The organism is Streptomonospora sediminis (assembly GCF_054778995.1).
In genome coordinates this window covers 1-15781 of sequence record NZ_BAAGYZ010000072.1, presented here as the reverse complement: position 1 = coordinate 15781, position 15781 = coordinate 1, and the positions used below count along the sequence as shown (strand labels likewise).

General features: G+C 71.2%; 15 protein-coding genes. All 15 read left to right on the top strand.

The window, feature by feature from the left end; genetic code table 11:
- Positions 1–119 precede the first annotated feature (119 nt).
- The 15 genes from ACYVD5_RS14475 to ACYVD5_RS14405 all read left to right on the top strand — a co-directional run bounded on the left by ACYVD5_RS14475 (position 120) and on the right by ACYVD5_RS14405 (position 15568).
- Entirely contained in the window at positions 120–1430 is a 1311-nt protein-coding gene (locus tag ACYVD5_RS14475; protein WP_461001553.1) for an ammonium transporter, read from the top strand.
- Positions 1431–1977: 547 nt separating this feature from the next.
- The gene (locus tag ACYVD5_RS14470; RefSeq protein WP_461001552.1) at positions 1978–3132 is read left to right on the top strand and encodes a LolA-like protein; all 1155 of its coding nucleotides are present in this window, start codon (positions 1978–1980) and stop codon (positions 3130–3132) included.
- A 100-nt stretch (positions 3133–3232) separates the two neighbouring features.
- Positions 3233–4828 (top strand): signal recognition particle protein, encoded by a 1596-nt coding sequence (gene ffh, locus ACYVD5_RS14465; RefSeq protein WP_461001551.1) that lies wholly within the window; start codon positions 3233–3235, stop codon positions 4826–4828.
- Positions 4829–5164: 336 nt separating this feature from the next.
- Positions 5165–5662 (top strand): 30S ribosomal protein S16, encoded by a 498-nt coding sequence (rpsP, locus tag ACYVD5_RS14460; protein ID WP_461001550.1) that lies wholly within the window; start codon positions 5165–5167, stop codon positions 5660–5662.
- Position 5663: 1 nt separating this feature from the next.
- On the top strand, positions 5664–5906 hold the full coding sequence (locus ACYVD5_RS14455) for an RNA-binding protein (RefSeq protein WP_461001549.1): 243 nt from the start codon (positions 5664–5666) through the stop codon (positions 5904–5906).
- Between the two features lie 190 nt (positions 5907–6096).
- Complete coding sequence (gene rimM / locus ACYVD5_RS14450; RefSeq protein WP_461001548.1) at positions 6097–6609, top strand: ribosome maturation factor RimM; 513 nt, start codon at positions 6097–6099, stop codon at positions 6607–6609.
- A gap of 93 nt (positions 6610–6702) precedes the next feature.
- Complete coding sequence (gene trmD, locus ACYVD5_RS14445; protein WP_461001547.1) at positions 6703–7506, top strand: tRNA (guanosine(37)-N1)-methyltransferase TrmD; 804 nt, start codon at positions 6703–6705, stop codon at positions 7504–7506.
- A gap of 359 nt (positions 7507–7865) precedes the next feature.
- Entirely contained in the window at positions 7866–8210 is a 345-nt protein-coding gene (gene rplS, locus ACYVD5_RS14440) for a 50S ribosomal protein L19 (RefSeq protein ID WP_461001546.1), read from the top strand.
- Positions 8211–8485: 275 nt separating this feature from the next.
- Positions 8486–9436, top strand: a complete 951-nt coding sequence (lepB, locus tag ACYVD5_RS14435) for a signal peptidase I (RefSeq protein WP_461001545.1) — start codon at positions 8486–8488, stop codon at positions 9434–9436.
- Between the two features lie 214 nt (positions 9437–9650).
- Entirely contained in the window at positions 9651–9974 is a 324-nt protein-coding gene (locus ACYVD5_RS14430) for a DUF2469 domain-containing protein (protein ID WP_156001510.1), read from the top strand.
- A gap of 675 nt (positions 9975–10649) precedes the next feature.
- Positions 10650–10994 carry a YraN family protein gene (locus ACYVD5_RS14425; RefSeq protein WP_461001544.1) on the top strand — a complete coding sequence of 115 codons (345 nt, stop codon included), beginning with the start codon at positions 10650–10652 and terminating at the stop codon, positions 10992–10994.
- Positions 10994–12553: a YifB family Mg chelatase-like AAA ATPase gene (locus ACYVD5_RS14420; RefSeq protein ID WP_461001543.1), complete on the top strand. Its 1560-nt coding sequence runs from the start codon at positions 10994–10996 to the stop codon at positions 12551–12553. Before ACYVD5_RS14425 ends, ACYVD5_RS14420 begins: the two co-directional genes overlap by 1 nt.
- Positions 12554–12958: 405 nt before the next feature.
- Entirely contained in the window at positions 12959–14125 is a 1167-nt protein-coding gene (gene dprA, locus ACYVD5_RS14415; RefSeq protein ID WP_461001542.1) for a DNA-processing protein DprA, read from the top strand.
- Between the two features lie 94 nt (positions 14126–14219).
- Positions 14220–14597, top strand: a complete 378-nt coding sequence (locus ACYVD5_RS14410; RefSeq protein WP_461001541.1) for a RidA family protein — start codon at positions 14220–14222, stop codon at positions 14595–14597.
- Positions 14594–15568: a tyrosine recombinase XerC gene (locus ACYVD5_RS14405; protein ID WP_461001540.1), complete on the top strand. Its 975-nt coding sequence runs from the start codon at positions 14594–14596 to the stop codon at positions 15566–15568. The genes ACYVD5_RS14410 and ACYVD5_RS14405 overlap by 4 nt, the downstream gene beginning before the upstream one ends.
- The last annotated feature ends 213 nt before the right edge of the window (positions 15569–15781 follow it).

The following is a 15781-nucleotide window of genomic DNA, read 5'->3' as shown; positions in this document are numbered from 1 at the left end:
AACACACGGCCCCGAGGGTGAGGGGCGTAGTGATCTTGGCCGGGCCCGATGGCGTGCTCGCCGATCCATTCCTCGGATTACGACGGCGAATCCCCCGCCCGATCTATGGAGGCGACGCAATGGAAGGCATCGACAGCGGCACCACCTCGTGGCTGCTCATCTCATCGGCACTGGTGATGCTGATGACCCCGGGACTGGCGTTCTTCTACGGCGGCATGTCGCGGGCCAAGAGCGTGCTCAACATGATGCTGATGAGCTTCGCGAGCATCGCGCTCGTCAGCGTCCTGTGGGTGGTCATCGGGTACTCGCTCGCCTACGACAGCGCAGGCGCCTTCATCGGCGGTTTGGGCTACCTGGGCGTCACCGGACTCATCAGCGAGGTCGACGGCGGCATCCCGGTCCTGCTCGATGTGGGCTTCCAGATGATGTTCGCCGTGCTCACCGTCGCGCTGATCAGCGGGGCCATCGCCGACCGCGCCAAATTCGGCGCATGGCTGCTCTTCGTCCCGATCTGGTCGCTGCTGGTGTACTCGCCGGTGGCCTACTGGGTGTGGGGCGACGGGTGGATCGGCAGCCTGGAGATCGGCGGCTACAACGTCGTCGACTTCGCGGGCGGCACCGCGGTGCACATCAACGCCGGCGCCGCCGCCCTGGCGCTCACCTTCGTGCTGGGCCGCCGCAAGGGCTTCGGCTCGGAGTCGATGCGTCCGCACAACCTCCCCTTCGTGCTGCTGGGCGCCGCACTGCTCTGGTTCGGCTGGTTCGGCTTCAACGCCGGCTCGGCCTACGCCGCCGACGGCGCCGCCGCGCTGGCTCTGCTCAACACCCAGGTCGCCACGGCCGCCGCCACCGGCGCCTGGATGCTGGTCGAACGCATCCGCTACGGCAAGGCCACCGCTCTGGGCTTTGCCTCCGGCGCGGTCACCGGCCTGGTCGCGATCACCCCGGCCGCTGCCGACGTCACCCCGCTGGGCGCGATCGCGCTGGGCCTGGTCTCCGGCGCCATCTGCGCCTACGCCATCAGTTGGAAGTTCAAGTTCAAGTACGACGACGCCCTGGACGTGGTCGGCATCCACATGGTCGGCGGCATCGTCGGCTCGCTGCTGATCGGGCTGCTGGCCGCCTCCTCGGCCAACGGCTCCGCGGGCCTGCTCTACGGCGGCTCCATCGGCCTGCTGGCGGTCCAGGCCGTGGCGGTGGTCGGTGTCCTGCTGTACTCGTTCGCGGTCACCTTCGTCATCGCCAAGATCATCGACCTGATCATGGGCTTCCGGATCCCCGAGCACGTCGAGACCAACGGGCTCGACGCCGAACTGCACTCCGAGACCGCATACGCCTTCGATGAGCTGGACGAACTCGAAGAAGGCGGTGAGCTCTCCTCGCCGACGCCTCCGGGCGAGGAGGTGGCCTCACAGCAGGCCCGGTCCTGACCCGGCTCAACGTGGAGGCGGTACGACCGAGCCGGACAATGCCGTGAGGTGAAACCGGGCCGGCGGGGAAGAACTCCCCGTCGGCCCCGTTGCGTGTCCGACGCATGCCCCAGGGTGGGCGTTTCCGGGCATATTTCCCGGTCGGCGTGGTTTCACTCACCCAATCGGCGCGCCGGGCGCCGGCGCGGATGCGGCGCGCAATCCCGCGCACCGCGGGTTCGGGGCCGGGTCCGGCCGGACCCGATTGCGTGTCGGCGCGCCCGCGACCGCTTCGCTCGCACCCTGCGTTCGGTACGCTTATGCCGCAACGGAGAGGGCGCGGGACACGCGCCGCGGCCCCCTGCCCGGTTCGCGCAGCGTCCAGCACCCCTCCTTTCGAACGTGCCCGGAGCCGAAGCGGTGGCCCGCGCGTCGGATTCCCAGCCAAGTTTCCGCAGACACATGTGCGCCCCGTGGCAGGGGGCCAGGAGGCAAGATGTCGCCGGTTCATCCCACTACCCGCCGATCGCGCTCACGCCTGGTATTCGGAGCAGCGACGGCCGCAGTCGTGATCGGCGCGTCCGGCTGCGGCATCGACCTGAGCGAGTTCCGGCCCGGCGGCGAGGACCCCTCACCCTCGCCAACGCCGGTCAAGGCGGGGCCGCTGCTGGATTCCGCACTGGAGACCCTGCGCAGCCAGCCCGCAGTCAACGTGCAGGGCCAGATCTCCCAGACCGAGAACAGCGCGGTCAACGACGTCTCGCTCACCACCACCAGCGCCGGAGCGGTCGACGGCACACTGCGCGCCAGCGGCAACGAAGCCCAGGTCATGCAGGCCGACAGCAAGCTGTTCGTGAACGCCCCCGACGCCTACTGGCTGGACCAGAGCATCGTCAACCCCGACACCGACAGCTACGCCGACAGCTGGGTCCGGGTATCGGGCAGCCAACTCGGCGTCGATCCGGGCAAGGCCCTGACCCCGGAGGCGCTCGCCGACATCATCGGCGCCATGCCTCCCGCCGGCGGCAAGGCCAAGCTGGAGAACCTCGACGGCACCACCGCCTACCGGATCGACCTGCAGGGAGGCGAGCAGAACCGCGTGTGGGTCGGCGAGGAGTCCGGCGAACTGCTGCGCGCCGAGATCGAGGAGCTGGCCCCCGAGGGCGCCGACTCCGGGCCGCGCAGCCGGCTGAACTTCACCGTTCCCGAGACCGCCGAAATCGGCACCCTGTACGAGGACGTGCTCGCCACCGTCCAAGACGAACTGAGCGGCTCGCCCGACGCCCGCATGCCCGTCAGCTGGAGCGAGCAGCTGAGCCTGAACTGCGAGACCGGCGGCGCCTGCGACGTCACCGGCACCGTCAAGGACGACTCCAGCGGCGACGACTCCACCAGCGGCGAGCTCAGCGTCCTCGTGCGCATGGACGCCAAGGTCGAGAACGACGAGCTCGGCACCAAGAAGTGCGACGACTCCGCATCGCTGAAGACCGGCAAGAACGTGAAGCTCTCCTGCGGCGTCGACTTCAACCTCGAACCCAGCACATCGCCGCAGTCCTACCAGGTCAGCGGTGACGCGCAACTGTCCACGACCGCGCTCAGCGGCGACGCCCGCAAGGAGTTGGTCTCCACCATCGAGGAGCAGCGCGACGCCGCCATGGAGGGCTCGTCGCCGTCGGCCGGCGCCTCGGGATCCCCCTCGGCGCCGGAGTCGGCCGGAAACTGACCGCCGCCCGGGTGCGAACGCGCGCCCGCCGGGGCGCGCACGGCGCGTTCCGACGGGTAACCTGGGGAGAGAATCCCGAGATGAAGGACTGGCCACACTCGTGTTCGAGACGCTTTCCGACCGGCTGACCTCGGTCTTCTCCTCGCTGCGCGGCAAGGGGCGGTTGTCCGAGGAGGACATCAACGCGACCGCGCGCGAGATCCGTCTCGCGCTGTTGGAGGCTGATGTCGCGCTGCCCGTGGTCCGCGCGTTCATCGCGCAGGTCAAGGAGCGCGCTCAAGGGGCCGAGGTCTCCAAGGCGCTGAACCCGGCGCAGCAGGTCATCAAAATCGTCAACGAGGAACTCGTGCAGATCCTCGGCGGCGAGACCCGCGAAATCCGCTTCGCCAAGAACCCGCCGACCGTCATCATGCTCGCCGGCCTGCAGGGCTCGGGCAAGACCACCCTTGCCGGAAAGCTCGGGCGGTGGCTGGCCGGCGAACGCAACACTCCGCTGCTGGTGGCCGCCGACCTCCAGCGGCCCAACGCCGTCACCCAGCTGCAGGTGGTGGGCGAGCGCGCCGGAGTCCCGGTGTTCTCCCCCGAACCCGGCAACGGGGTGGGCGACCCGGTCGAGGTTGCGCGGGCCTCGATCGAGCAGGCCGAGCGCAACAACCACAACGTGGTCATCATCGACACCGCCGGCCGCCTCGGCATCGACAGCGAGATGATGCAGCAGGCCGCCGACATCCGCGATGCGGTCAATCCCGACGAAATCCTCTTCGTCGTCGACGCGATGGTCGGCCAGGACGCGGTGAACACCGCCCAGGCGTTCCTCGACGGCGTCGGCTACGACGCGGTGGCGCTGACCAAGCTCGACGGCGACGCCCGGGGCGGTGCCGCGCTGTCGATCCGGCACCTCACCGGCCGGCCGATCATGTTCGCCTCCACCGGCGAGAAACTCGACGACTTCGACCTGTTCCACCCCGACCGGATGGCCTCGCGCATCCTCGATATGGGCGACATGCTCACCCTTATCGAGCAGGCGCAGCGCACGTTCGAAGAGGACGAAGTCAGCAAGATGGCCAGCACGCTGGCCTCCGAGGACGACTTCACCCTCGACGACTTCCTGCAGCAGATGGCCATGGTCCGGCGGATGGGGCCGATCAGCAACCTGCTCGGCATGATGCCGGGCATATCGCAGATGCGCGACCAGGTCAGCAACGTTGACGAGAAGGACCTCGACCGCATCACGGCCATCATCCGGTCGATGACCCCGGCCGAACGCGGCAATCCCAAAATCATCAACGGGTCGCGGCGGCTGCGCATCGCCAATGGTTCGGGCACCCAGGTCAGCGACGTCAACGGGCTCGTCACCCGGTTCTTCGAGGCGCAGAAGATGATGCGCCAGATGAAGAACGGCGGTATGCCGGGAATGCCCGGCATGCCGGGCGGTGGCGCGGGCGGCGGCAACCGCAAGAAGGCCAAGGCGCAGACCAAGAAGGCGAAGAAGGGCAAGCAGCGCAGCGGCAACCCGCTCAAGGCCAAGCAGCAGGACGCCGAACGCGAGGCCGAGCGCCAGCGGCGCCGCGAGGACGGCGGCGAGCAGCAGGCGCCGCCGGAGCTGCCCCCGGGGCTGGGCGGCGGGCAACTGCCCCCAGGACTCGGCGGCGGCTCAACCCCCGACCTCTCCAACTTCAAGCTGCCCAAGAAGTAGCGGACGGCTGCGCCCGGGGCCGCGCCGTTGGGGCGTGGGTCCGGGCGCACCGGCCGCCGAACGGGGTACGCAGCGCGGGAGCGCGCTGAACACCCCGCGGTTTTTTCCGCGGTCCGATACCGGCGGTGTGGCGGCTTCCACCGCAGGCGGACCCGCCGAACAGTCCGCAACGCGCGTTGCGCTCTCCGGCATCTGGCACAATGGGTGATTGACTAACGGTGTGATGGGCCAGCCCTCTAACTAGCCCGGGCACCTACGTCGTGGCCCGAAGTTCCGCCGTATCCCCACGCGGCGCGACCACGGGCAATCGCATCACAACTGGGAGAGACCACACCTGTGGCTGTCAAGATCAAGCTCAAGCGTATGGGGAAGATCCGTACGCCGCAGTACCGGATCGTCGTCGCCGATGCCCGCACCAAGCGCGATGGCAGCGCCATCGAAGAAATCGGCAAGTACCACCCGAAGGAAGAGCCGAGCTTCATCGAGGTGAACTCGGAGCGGGCGCAGCACTGGCTGTCAGTGGGGGCGCAGCCCACCGACCCGGTCAAGCACATCCTGAAGCTGACCGGCGACTGGCAGCGGTTCAAGGGGCTGCCGGAGCCGGGGCCGCTGAAGGTCGCCGAGCCCCGCGACAAGGAGGCCGAGGAGGCCGCCTTCCAGGCCGTGCTCAAGGAGCTCGTCCTGCCGGACAACGAGTCCGCGAAGGGCGGCGGCAAGTCGCGGAAGTCCTCTGGCTCGCAGAAGACCGAGAAGGCCGACAAGCCTGAGAAGGCTGAGAAGGCCGAGAACACCACCGGCGAAAACACGACCACGGAGCCTGAGGGCGAGGCCTGACGTGCTGGAAGAGGCGCTAGAGCACCTGGTTCGGGGCATCGTCGTGAACAGCGACGACGTCCAGGTGAGAGCCCGACGGCTCCGCAAGGGCAAGGTGCTCGAAGTCCGGGTCCATCCCGACGACCTCGGAAAGGTCATCGGCCGCAACGGTCGCACCGCCAAGGCGCTGCGCACCGTCGTCGGCTCGCTGTCGGGCGGGCGCTACGTCCGTGTCGACCTGTTGGACCTGAACGAAGTGCGCTGAGCGCTCGGCCGGGCGCCCCGCCACCTGCGATCCGCAGGTGTGCGGGCGCCCGGCCGAGCCGCCGCGCCGTTCCACGCCGAGCGGCGCGGTCCGGTTGTGCGCGCAGCCCTCTGCGCGAGTTCGCTGACCATTTTCGCAACGCCGGTTCCGCACATCCGCACACCGGTGTTCGCAATACCGCAGGAGGACGATGCGTCTCGTCGTCGGCCGGATCGGCCGCGCCCACGGAATCCGCGGTGCCGTCACCGTGGAAGTGCGCACCGACGCTCCCGACGCGCGTTTCGCGCCCGGCTCCGTCCTGCAGACCGACCCCGCCGGCGCCGGCCCGCTCACCGTTTCGGCGGTGCGCGCGCGCTCGGGCGGGCTACTCGTCCGATTCACCGGCATCCGCGACCGCAACGCCGCCGAGGCGCTGCGCGGCACCACGCTGCTGGTCGACTCCGCCGATGTGCCGCCGCCCGGCGACCCCGATGAGTTCAACGACCACGAACTGATCGGACTGCGGGTGCGCACCACCGACGGAACCGAGGTGGGCACCGTCGCCGACATCCTGCACAACGCACAGGACGTCCTGGCCATCACAGACACCTCCGGAGCCGAGGTGCTGGTGCCCTTCGTCCGCGAACTGGTGCCCGAAGTCGACACCGAGGCCGGCCTGCTGGTGATCGATCCGCCGCCCGGCCTGCTGGAACTGGGCGACTGAGCCCGGCGCCTGCGCCGCCCTGCCGCCCGCATCCCATCCCGCAGACACCTACCGGCGGCCGCGGGCCGGAACCGCCGCCGGAACCGCACACTTATGCGCATCGACATCATCAGCATCTTCCCCGACTACTTCGCGCCGCTGGAGCTGTCGCTCATCGGCAAGGCGCGGGCGGCGGGCATCCTCGACATCCGGCTGCACGACCTGCGGTCCTGGACCTATGACCGGCACAACACCGTCGACGACACGCCCTACGGCGGCGGGCCGGGCATGGTCATGAAACCCGAGCCCTGGGGCGAGGCCCTCGACACGGTGACCGCAGGCGGCGCCCCGCCGCCGCGGCTGGTGCTGCCCACACCCAGCGGCACGCCATTCACCCAGGAGCGGGCCAAAGGGCTTGCTGCGGAGCCGTGGCTGGTGTTCGCCTGCGGGCGCTACGAGGGCATCGACTCCCGGGTGGCCGCCGACGCGGCACAGCGCATGCCGGTGGAGGAACTGAGCATCGGCGACTACGTGCTGGCCGGGGGCGAGTCGGCCACGCTGGTCATCGTTGAGACGGTCTCGCGGCTGCTGCCCGGGGTGCTGGGCAACGCCGAGTCGGCCGTGCAGGACTCGTTCGCCTCCGGCGCCATGGAGAACCTGCTCGAAGGCCCCGTCTACACCAAACCGGCGCAGTGGCGCGGCCACGAGGTCCCGCCCGTGCTGCTGTCGGGCGACCACGGGGCGGTCGACCGCTGGCGGCGCCGCGAAGCGCTGCGCAAGACCGCCCGCAACCGTCCGGAGCTGCTGCGGGAGATGGCCGCCGAACAGCAGGCCGGGCCCGACCGGGACCTGGTCCGCGAACTGCTGGATGAGGCGGAGTCCGGCGGTTCGCCGGGCGAGGAGTCGGGCCGCGTGTAGGTCGGCGGCTGTAGCGCCCGCTGCGCTCGCAGCGGCTGCAGGTGCTGCCGGGGCGGTCACCGGCGCCGCCGGCCGGGATTTCCGGCCGTGGGCCCGATCCCGGGCTGTGCGGGGGGTTGCGCCCCTGTGCGGCCCGGTCGGCCCCGCTCCCGCGGGGACATCCGTTGCAGAGCGGTGGCGCACCTATGGCAGACTAGGGGAGTTGCCCCTGCCGTCGCGCGTTGTTCGCATGCCTTCTTTACCGGCACGCGGCCGCCACGATCCGACAGAGGCCTACCGATACGACCCCAGCAGCAGATCCGCCCGCGCGAACCGCACTGTCCGTCGCCGCGGCGCGCAATCGATGAGGAACCGCTGAGATGCACACCGCTATTCAGGAAATTGAGAAGACTCAACTTCGCACGGACATTCCTGATTTCCGCCCGGGCGACACGCTGAACGTGCACGTGCGCGTCACTGAGGGCACTCGTTCGCGCGTTCAGGTCTTCAAGGGTGTCGTGATCCGGCGCCACGGAGCCGCCAACCGCGAGACGTTCACCGTCCGCAAGATCAGCTATGGCGTGGGTGTCGAGCGCACCTTCCCCGTGCACACCCCGGCGATCGAGAAGATCGAGGTCGCCTCCCGCGGCCGCGTGCGCCGGGCGAAGCTGTACTACCTGCGCAACCTGCGCGGCAAGGCCGCCCGCATCCCCGAGCGCCGCTGACCCTGCGGTGCGGGGCCGATGCGCCGCGCACGGGGCCTCGCGCGCCAATGCCCGACATGCGGCGCTGCGCTCGGATAGGCTTCGTTTTCGATGACCATCGACGAATCGGCCCCCGCTGCAGCGCCCGGCACTCCCGGGTGCGGTGACGGCGCCCGAATCCGACGACTCTGGCTCTCCTTCGTCCGCGTGGGGGAGCCAAAGTCGTGTCGGGGCGGTGGTGCCGCTGTGCAGGCCGATGCGGGCGGTGAGGCAGAGCAGCCGAGAGCGGGGATTCGATGAACGCCAAGAAGGACGGCACGGACGAGAAGGCGCGGAAATCGGGATCGTTCTGGAAGGAACTTCCGATCCTGATCGTCATCGCGCTGGTTCTGGCGTTCGTTATCCGCACGTGGATCGCCCAGCCGTTCTACATCCCCTCGGGGTCGATGGAGAACACACTGCTCATCGGCGACCGGGTACTGGTTAACAAGCTCGTCTACCAGGTGCGCGACATCGAACGCGGCGACGTCGTCGTGTTCAACGGCGGCGGGTCCTGGGACGAAGGGCCGGCCGCGGTGCCGGTCGAGGAGCCGACCAACCCCGTCGCCCGCATGTTCAACTGGGTCGGCCAGCAGTTCGGCGCCTCGCCCACCGGCCGCGACTACATCAAGCGGGTCGTCGGGGTGCCCGGCGACACCGTCGAATGCTGCGATGCCCAGAACCGGGTCCTGGTCAACGGCGAACCGCTCGACGAGCCCTACCTGTACCCCGGCAGCGTCGAGACCCACGTCGAATTCGGACCCGTCTCGGTGCCCGAGGGCCGGCTGTGGCTGATGGGCGACCACCGGGTCAGCTCGAAGGACTCGCGCCGGCACCAGAGCGAACCGGGCGGGGGCTCGGTGCCCATCGACCACGTGGTGGGCCGCGCCTCGCTGATCGTGTGGCCGCTGGACCGGTGGTCCACCATGCCCGTGCCCGAGACCTTCGCCGAGCTCAACGAGGGCACGCCCGAATCGGCCGGCGGCGCCTCCGGCGGATCCGGGCAGCAGGACACCGCCGGTGCGGCCGGCGGTTCGGCGGCGGGCCCGGCGCCCGAGAACCCCGCACAGGCGTCGGCCGCGCTGCCGCTCGTCCTGGGCGCGGCCGCGGCGGTCCCCATCCACCGCACCGGCCGCCGGGTACTGCTCGGCGCGCGGCGGCCCGCACCGCGCACCCGCCGCCGCTCCGGCACCGACCGGCAGGACTGAGCCGGTGGGCAGGGGCGGGCCGTCCCTGCCCGGCTCGTGCCCCGCCGCCCCTGCCTGCCCCGCCCCGTTGTGTAGCGGCCGGCGGCGGCAGTTGACACGTAGCGCATCATGGTTGCTGTAGTGGATTGATCAAGCGGGATACGTCCCGCGAGACCCCGCAGGCTAAGGGGGCCGGGCCGCTCAACCGGGACTGCACGACGAAAGCGAGCGCGAAATGAGTTCTGAGGACCTGGAGAAGTACGAAGCCGAGATGGAGCTGCAGCTCTATCGCGAGTATCGGGACGTCGTCGGCCTCTTCAGCTACGTGGTCGAGACCGAACGCAGGTTCTACCTCACCAACCACGTGGATCTACAGCCGCGCAGTACCGAAAACGGCGAGATGTACTTCGAGGTCACGATGGAGGATGCCTGGGTCTGGGACATGTACCGCCCGGCCAGGTTCGTCCGGAATGTGCGCGTGGTGACGTTCAAGGACGTCAACGTCGAGGAGATCACCAAGTCCGACCTGGAGGTCCCCGCCACGGGCAAACCGCACTAGGTTCTTTAGTTCTCTAGAGCTCGGGCGGGTTGCGCCGCAGGCCATCCCGCCCCAGCACGGTTCTTCTCCCGGTCGCCCGGCCGTCCCGCTGCCACGCTGCCGCCGCTCCTGCGGCCCCCGGTCGCCGGACCGGTGACCCGGGCGGCCCCGTCGCCATTGAGCCCCCGTTGGCGCCCACGCGCCGGCGCCGCTAGCGACCCTGCGGAAATGCCCAGATCCGGCGCCGGATCTCGGTATTTCCGCATGATCATCTCCGGCGCCCGCCCGCTTGCCCGGTCACCACGGCGGGTGGGGTTGATCGCCGCTGCGTCTCGGGTGCGTGTTGCGTGCCTGCCGCGCGGTTGTCCACAGGCCGGCGGATCGGGTTGGTGGTGTGGGGTTGGTGTCGGGTTGACTTGAAATAAGGGGTCCCCCGGCACCTCCCGCATCGTCGTGCCCACGGCCGATGCGGCCTTTGCGGCGCGGGCGGTCCTGGGCCGCGGCTGATCGGGGTGCCGCGAGTGCTGCCGGGGCGGGGGCGGCGCGGGTTTCCACAGGCGGCTGATTCGACTGGATTGGCACGGGCCGCCTGGCCAGGCTGGAAGCATGAGCTTTTTCCGCCGCATCGCGTCCCCTTCCTCCAGCAGCGACCGTGTGAAAGCGCCTCCTTGCCGGGGGCCGGGTAACCGCAGCCGGGTGCTGCTCGGCGCCCGCGGCGAGGACATCGCTGCGGCCTATCTGGAGCGGTCCGGGCTGCGCATCCTCGCGCGCAACTGGCGCTGTCCCGAGGGCGAAATCGACATCGTGGCCTGCGAAGGCCCTACCATCGTCGTCGCCGAGGTCAAGACCCGCACCGGACTGCGCTTCGGGTCGCCCCTGGAGGCGGTCACCGATCCCAAACGGCGGCGGCTGCGCAGGCTGGCGCGGCGGTGGGCCGCCGCACACGGGGGCGCCGGCAGGCCCGCGCGGGTCGATGCGGTTTGCGTGCTCGTGCTCGCCCGCGACCGCGTCTTCGTCCGGCACCACCGGGGGGTGGCCTGATGGCCCTGGCCCGCACCCGCTCAATGGCTCTCATCGGGGTCGACGGCCACACCATTGAGGTCGAGGCCCACCTGGGCGAAGGCGCCCCAGGACTCACCCTGGTCGGTCTGCCCGACACCGCCTTGCGCGAGGCCCGCGACCGCATCAGAGCGGCGGTGGTCAACTCCGGCGAACGCTGGCCCGAGGGCCACATCACGGTCAGCCTGTCCCCGGCGAGCCTGCCCAAGCGCGGCAGCGGCTTCGACCTCGCCATCGCCGCCGCCATCATGGCGGCCGAGGGCGCGGCGCCCGGTGCTGATCTGCGCAGCGCGGTCGTCCTGGCCGAACTCGGGCTCGACGGCCGCGCGCGTCCGGTCAGCGGAGTCCTGCCCGCGGTGCTGGCGGCGGTCCGCGGCGGACACTCCACCTTCGTGGTATCCCGCGGCAACGCCGAGGAAGCCGCACTGGTGCCAGGAATCAAGGTTGTGGCGGTGGCCTCGCTGGCCGAACTCCTGGCCCGGCTGCGCGGCGAACCCGTCGCCGATCACCCGCCGGGCGGCGACGATACGCCGTCGCGCGAAACCGGCAACGACCCCCAGGCCGATACCGGCAGCGGTACCGGCGCCCGCCGCCCCGACCTCGCCGATGTGCTCGGCCAGCCGGTGGCCCGCCGCGCACTGGAGATCGCGGCGGCAGGCGGCCACCACCTGATGATGGTCGGTCCGCCCGGCACGGGGAAAAGCCTGCTGGCCGAACGCCTCCCCACCGTGCTCCCGCCGCTGACCGCCGCCGAATCCATGGAGGTCACTGCGGTCCACTCGGTGGCCGGTTCCCTGCCTGCGGGGTCGCCGCTGATCTCCCGCCCGCCGTTCTGCGCGCCCCACCACACCGCCACACGAGCCGCGATCGTCGGCGGCGGCAGCACGCGGCTGCGGCCGGGCTGTGTCTCGCTGGCCCACCGCGGAGCCCTGTTCCTGGACGAGGCCCCCGAGTTCGCCCGCGGGGTACTCGATTCACTGCGCCAGCCGCTGGAGACCGGCGAAGTCGTCGTCGCGCGCTCCGCCGCGACCGCGTGTTTCCCCGCCCGGTTCCTGCTTGTTCTCGCCGCCAACCCGTGCCCGTGCGGCAAGTCCGGCAACGCCTGCACCTGCTCGTCCCCGCAGCGCCGCCGCTACCTGGCGCGCCTGTCCGGGCCGCTGATGGACCGGGTCGATCTGAAGGTCGAACTCCAGCCCGTCGCCCACGCAGAACTCCTGGCCGACCGCGCTTGCGCGGAGTCCTCGGCCGACGTTGCACAGCGGGTCGTGCTGGCCCGCGAACGCGCCGCGGCGCGGCTGGCCGATACGCCCTGGACCACCAACGCCGCCATTCCCGGTGCCGAACTCCGCAGGCGCTTCCCCGTGCAACCCGCGGCCCAACGCGTCCTGGCCGCCGCACTGGAACGCGGCGAGATCAGCGCCCGCGGCCTCGACCGAGCCCTACGCATCTCCTGGACCCTCGCCGACCTGGCCGACCGCCCCGAACCCGGCACCGAGGACACCGCCTATGCCTACGCCCTCTGGACCGGACGCGCCCAATAACCGCCCGCGATGCCCCCTGACCCGCCGCGCCGCCCGCGGCCCGATGAAGGAGAAGCACGGGGGCTGCTGGTTGCTGTTGGCCCGATTGCTTTGGAAGGAGGGCCACCCGGGTGCGGGTGCCGGTATGGCGGCGCCGCAGTCGCCGGGGGCATCGCCGCTCGTCGGCACGGGCGCGGCTGCCGGGACCGCTGGTTGCTGCCGGCTTATTGCTATTGGAAGGAGGGAGGCGGTGTCCCGCCGGTCGGGTACCGGTGCCGGGCCGCCGTGCTCATGAACGGTTCTGCTCACCAGGAAACAGGTCCCGACGCTGGTGGCCGCCACGGCACGGGCCCGGGCCTCCATGACACAGGCCCCGGCGACACGCCGCTCCGCGGCGGTGCCGTCGCGGACGCCGGCGAACCCGGGTTGCACGATGACGCTACGGCCCGGGCGTGCCTTACCTGTGTCGCCGAACCCGGCGACCCCGCAATGGGGGCGCTGCTCGACGCACACGGCGCCGCCGCGCTCTGGCGGACGCTGTCGAACGGCGAGCTTCCGCAGGCCCCGCCCGGTGTCCGACCGGACACCTTCGCCCGGCGGGCCGCCCGCTGGCGCGATCGGGCGGCCCGGACCGATCCTGACGCCCTGCTCGCGGCGACCGCCGACCTCGGCAGCCGGCTGATCGTCCCCGGCGATCCCGGCTGGCCCACCCAGCTCGACGGGCTCCAGCAGCGCCGCCCCTACGCCCTCTGGGTCCGCGGCGCACACGACCTGCGGAACGCTTGCCTGCGCTCGGTATCGATCGTGGGCGCACGCGCGGCCACGGCTTACGGCCTGCACGTGGCGACCGACCTCGCCTGGGGACTGGGTCTGCGTTCGTGGGCGGTGGTCTCGGGCGGCGCCTACGGCATCGACTCCGCCGCCCACCGCGGCAGCCTCGCCGCGGCTGCGCCCGCGGTGGCGGTCCTCGCCTGCGGGCTCGACCTCGCCTATCCGCGCGGCAACGAGAACCTGCTCGCCGATATCGCCGCCCGCGGGGTGCTCGTCGGCGAGCACCCGCCCGGCGCGCCGCCCAGCAGGCACGGGTTCCTGGTGCGCAACAGGATCATCGCCGCGCTCACCCCCGGGACCGCGGTCGTCGAGGCCGGGCTGCGCAGCGGCGCCCTGAACACCGCGCGGCACAGCCAGGACCTGCAGCGCTGCGTCATGGCGGTACCGGGCCCGGTCACATCGGCGCTCTCGGCCGGTTGCCACCGGCTGCTGCGCGACGGCGGTGCCGTCTGCGTCACCGGCACCGACGACATCGTCGAGCAGGTCGGCAGGATCGGCGCCGATCTGCGCCCCGACCACGGCACGGCGCTCGATCCCGGCTTACTCGGCCCCGCCGCCCGCGAAGTCCTCGGCAACGTGCCCGAACGCACCTGCGCCGGTACCGCCACCATCGCCGCGGCCTGCGGCATCGGTCTCGACTCCGCACTGCGCCGCCTGGGGTTGCTCGCCGCCGCCGGTTTCGTCGAACGCGGCCCCACGGGCTGGCGCGCCCGGGGAGGGAGCGGCACCGGTCGAACCGCCGCGGAACCGGATCGCCGGTGAGCCCCGGCCCAGGAGGCGAAACGCTTGCACGGAGTACGTTGGCTGTTCCAAGGTCGGCGCAGGAGGGGATTCGGCCGAGCGAGAGGAGTTCGGGATGGCCCAGAGGTACAGCAACGCCGTTGTGGCCGAGGGGCCGTTGGTGTTCGTTTCGGGCCAGGTACCGCGCGACACCGACGGAACGGTCGCCGACGGCGACGCGGCAACCCAGGCCCGGCAGGTTTTCCGCAACATCGACGCCGCGCTGGCCGAGCACGGCTCCGGCATCCGCCATCTGGTCAAGGTCACCTACTACCTGCGCCACATGGCCGACCTCGGCGACCTGCGCCAGGCCGTCGACGAATATTTGGTGCACGAACCCCGCCCCGCGAGCACACTCGTCGAGGTCAGCGGGCTGGTCGATCCCCGGTATCTGGTCGAGGCCGACGCCGTGGCGCGGTTGCCCCGGTGGCCGGGAACCCAGGTGGCGGTATGAGCGCCGATCCGCCGGAACGCCGCGAGCTGCTTGAAGACCTGCGCGGGCACCTCGCCGTCGACCGGTCGCCGCACACCGTGCGCGCCTACCTCGGTGATGCCCGTGCACTGCTGGACCACCTGGACCACACCGGGTGCACGCTGGCGGAACTCGACCTCGCGGCGCTGCGCGGCTGGCTGGCGCGCATGCGCGACCACGGCGCCGGGCGCGCGACCATGGCGCGGCGGGTCGCCGCCGCCCGGGTGTTCACCGCGTTCCTGTACCGCACGGGCCGTATCGGCCACGACCCGGGACCGCGGCTGTCGGCACCGCGTGCGCCCCGGACCCTGCCCGCGGTCCTCAGCGAGGACGAGACCGCCGCCGCCCTTGCCGCCGCGGAACCCGCCGCGGCCGGTGGCAGCGCCGGTGCCGACACCGGCCACAGTGCCAGTGCCAGTGCAGGTTCCGGCGCCGGCGCCGGAACCGGTGCGGCCGAGCTGCGCGCCCGCGCGGTCGTCGAGGTCCTCTACGCCACCGGTATCCGGGTCGCCGAGCTGTGCGGACTCGATGTCGACGACCTCGATTGGGAACGCCGCACTCTTCGAGTCCACGGCAAGGGCGGCAAGGACCGGGTGGTGCCGGTCGGCGCGCCCGCCCTGGACGCGGTGAGCACGTGGCTGCTTGATGGCCGCCCCCGGATGGCGGCCGCGGCCTCCAGCGGCCCCGCACTGTTCCTGGGCGCGCGCGGCGGCCGGCTGGGCACCCGCTCGGCCCGCCGCGACGTGCATACGTTCCTCAACGCGCACGGGGCCGATGCCGCGCCCCACGGGCTGCGCCACAGCGCGGCCACGCACCTGCTCAACGGCGGCGCCGACCTGCGCAGCGTGCAGGAGATCCTCGGACACGCGTCGCTGTCGAGCACCCAGATTTACACCCACGTCTCGATCGAACGCCTCACCCGCACCTACAACCAGGCCCACCCGCGGGCGTGACGCGGCAATGGTTGCGCACTGTCGTTGATTCTGGGTGATCGCAATGACCCTGCAGAAATGCCGTGTACGGCCCCGGAAACGGCATTAGGGATCACACGGGCACCCGCCCGGGGTCCTGCGGCCGTTGGTGCCGCTTTTCAGCGCAGGCACCCGCCGCTCGGCCGGTGGCAAGGCCGCATAGTGAACCTGAGCCGCCGCCCCGCCCCCCGCCCT

Bases quoted from the DNA above. Each gene is read 5' to 3' on its own strand.
- ACYVD5_RS14475 (WP_461001553.1), top strand. From the start codon at position 120: ATGGAAGGCATCGACAGCGGCACCACCTCGTGGCTGCTCATCTCATCG.
- rimM (WP_461001548.1), top strand. From the start codon at position 6,097: ATGCGTCTCGTCGTCGGCCGGATCGGCCGCGCCCACGGAATCCGCGGT.
- trmD (WP_461001547.1), top strand. From the start codon at position 6,703: ATGCGCATCGACATCATCAGCATCTTCCCCGACTACTTCGCGCCGCTG.
- rplS (WP_461001546.1), top strand. From the start codon at position 7,866: ATGCACACCGCTATTCAGGAAATTGAGAAGACTCAACTTCGCACGGAC.
- lepB (WP_461001545.1), top strand. From the start codon at position 8,486: ATGAACGCCAAGAAGGACGGCACGGACGAGAAGGCGCGGAAATCGGGA.
- ACYVD5_RS14430 (WP_156001510.1), top strand. From the start codon at position 9,651: ATGAGTTCTGAGGACCTGGAGAAGTACGAAGCCGAGATGGAGCTGCAG.
- ACYVD5_RS14420 (WP_461001543.1), top strand. From the start codon at position 10,994: ATGGCCCTGGCCCGCACCCGCTCAATGGCTCTCATCGGGGTCGACGGC.
- ACYVD5_RS14410 (WP_461001541.1), top strand. From the start codon at position 14,220: ATGGCCCAGAGGTACAGCAACGCCGTTGTGGCCGAGGGGCCGTTGGTG.
- ACYVD5_RS14405 (WP_461001540.1), top strand. From the start codon at position 14,594: ATGAGCGCCGATCCGCCGGAACGCCGCGAGCTGCTTGAAGACCTGCGC.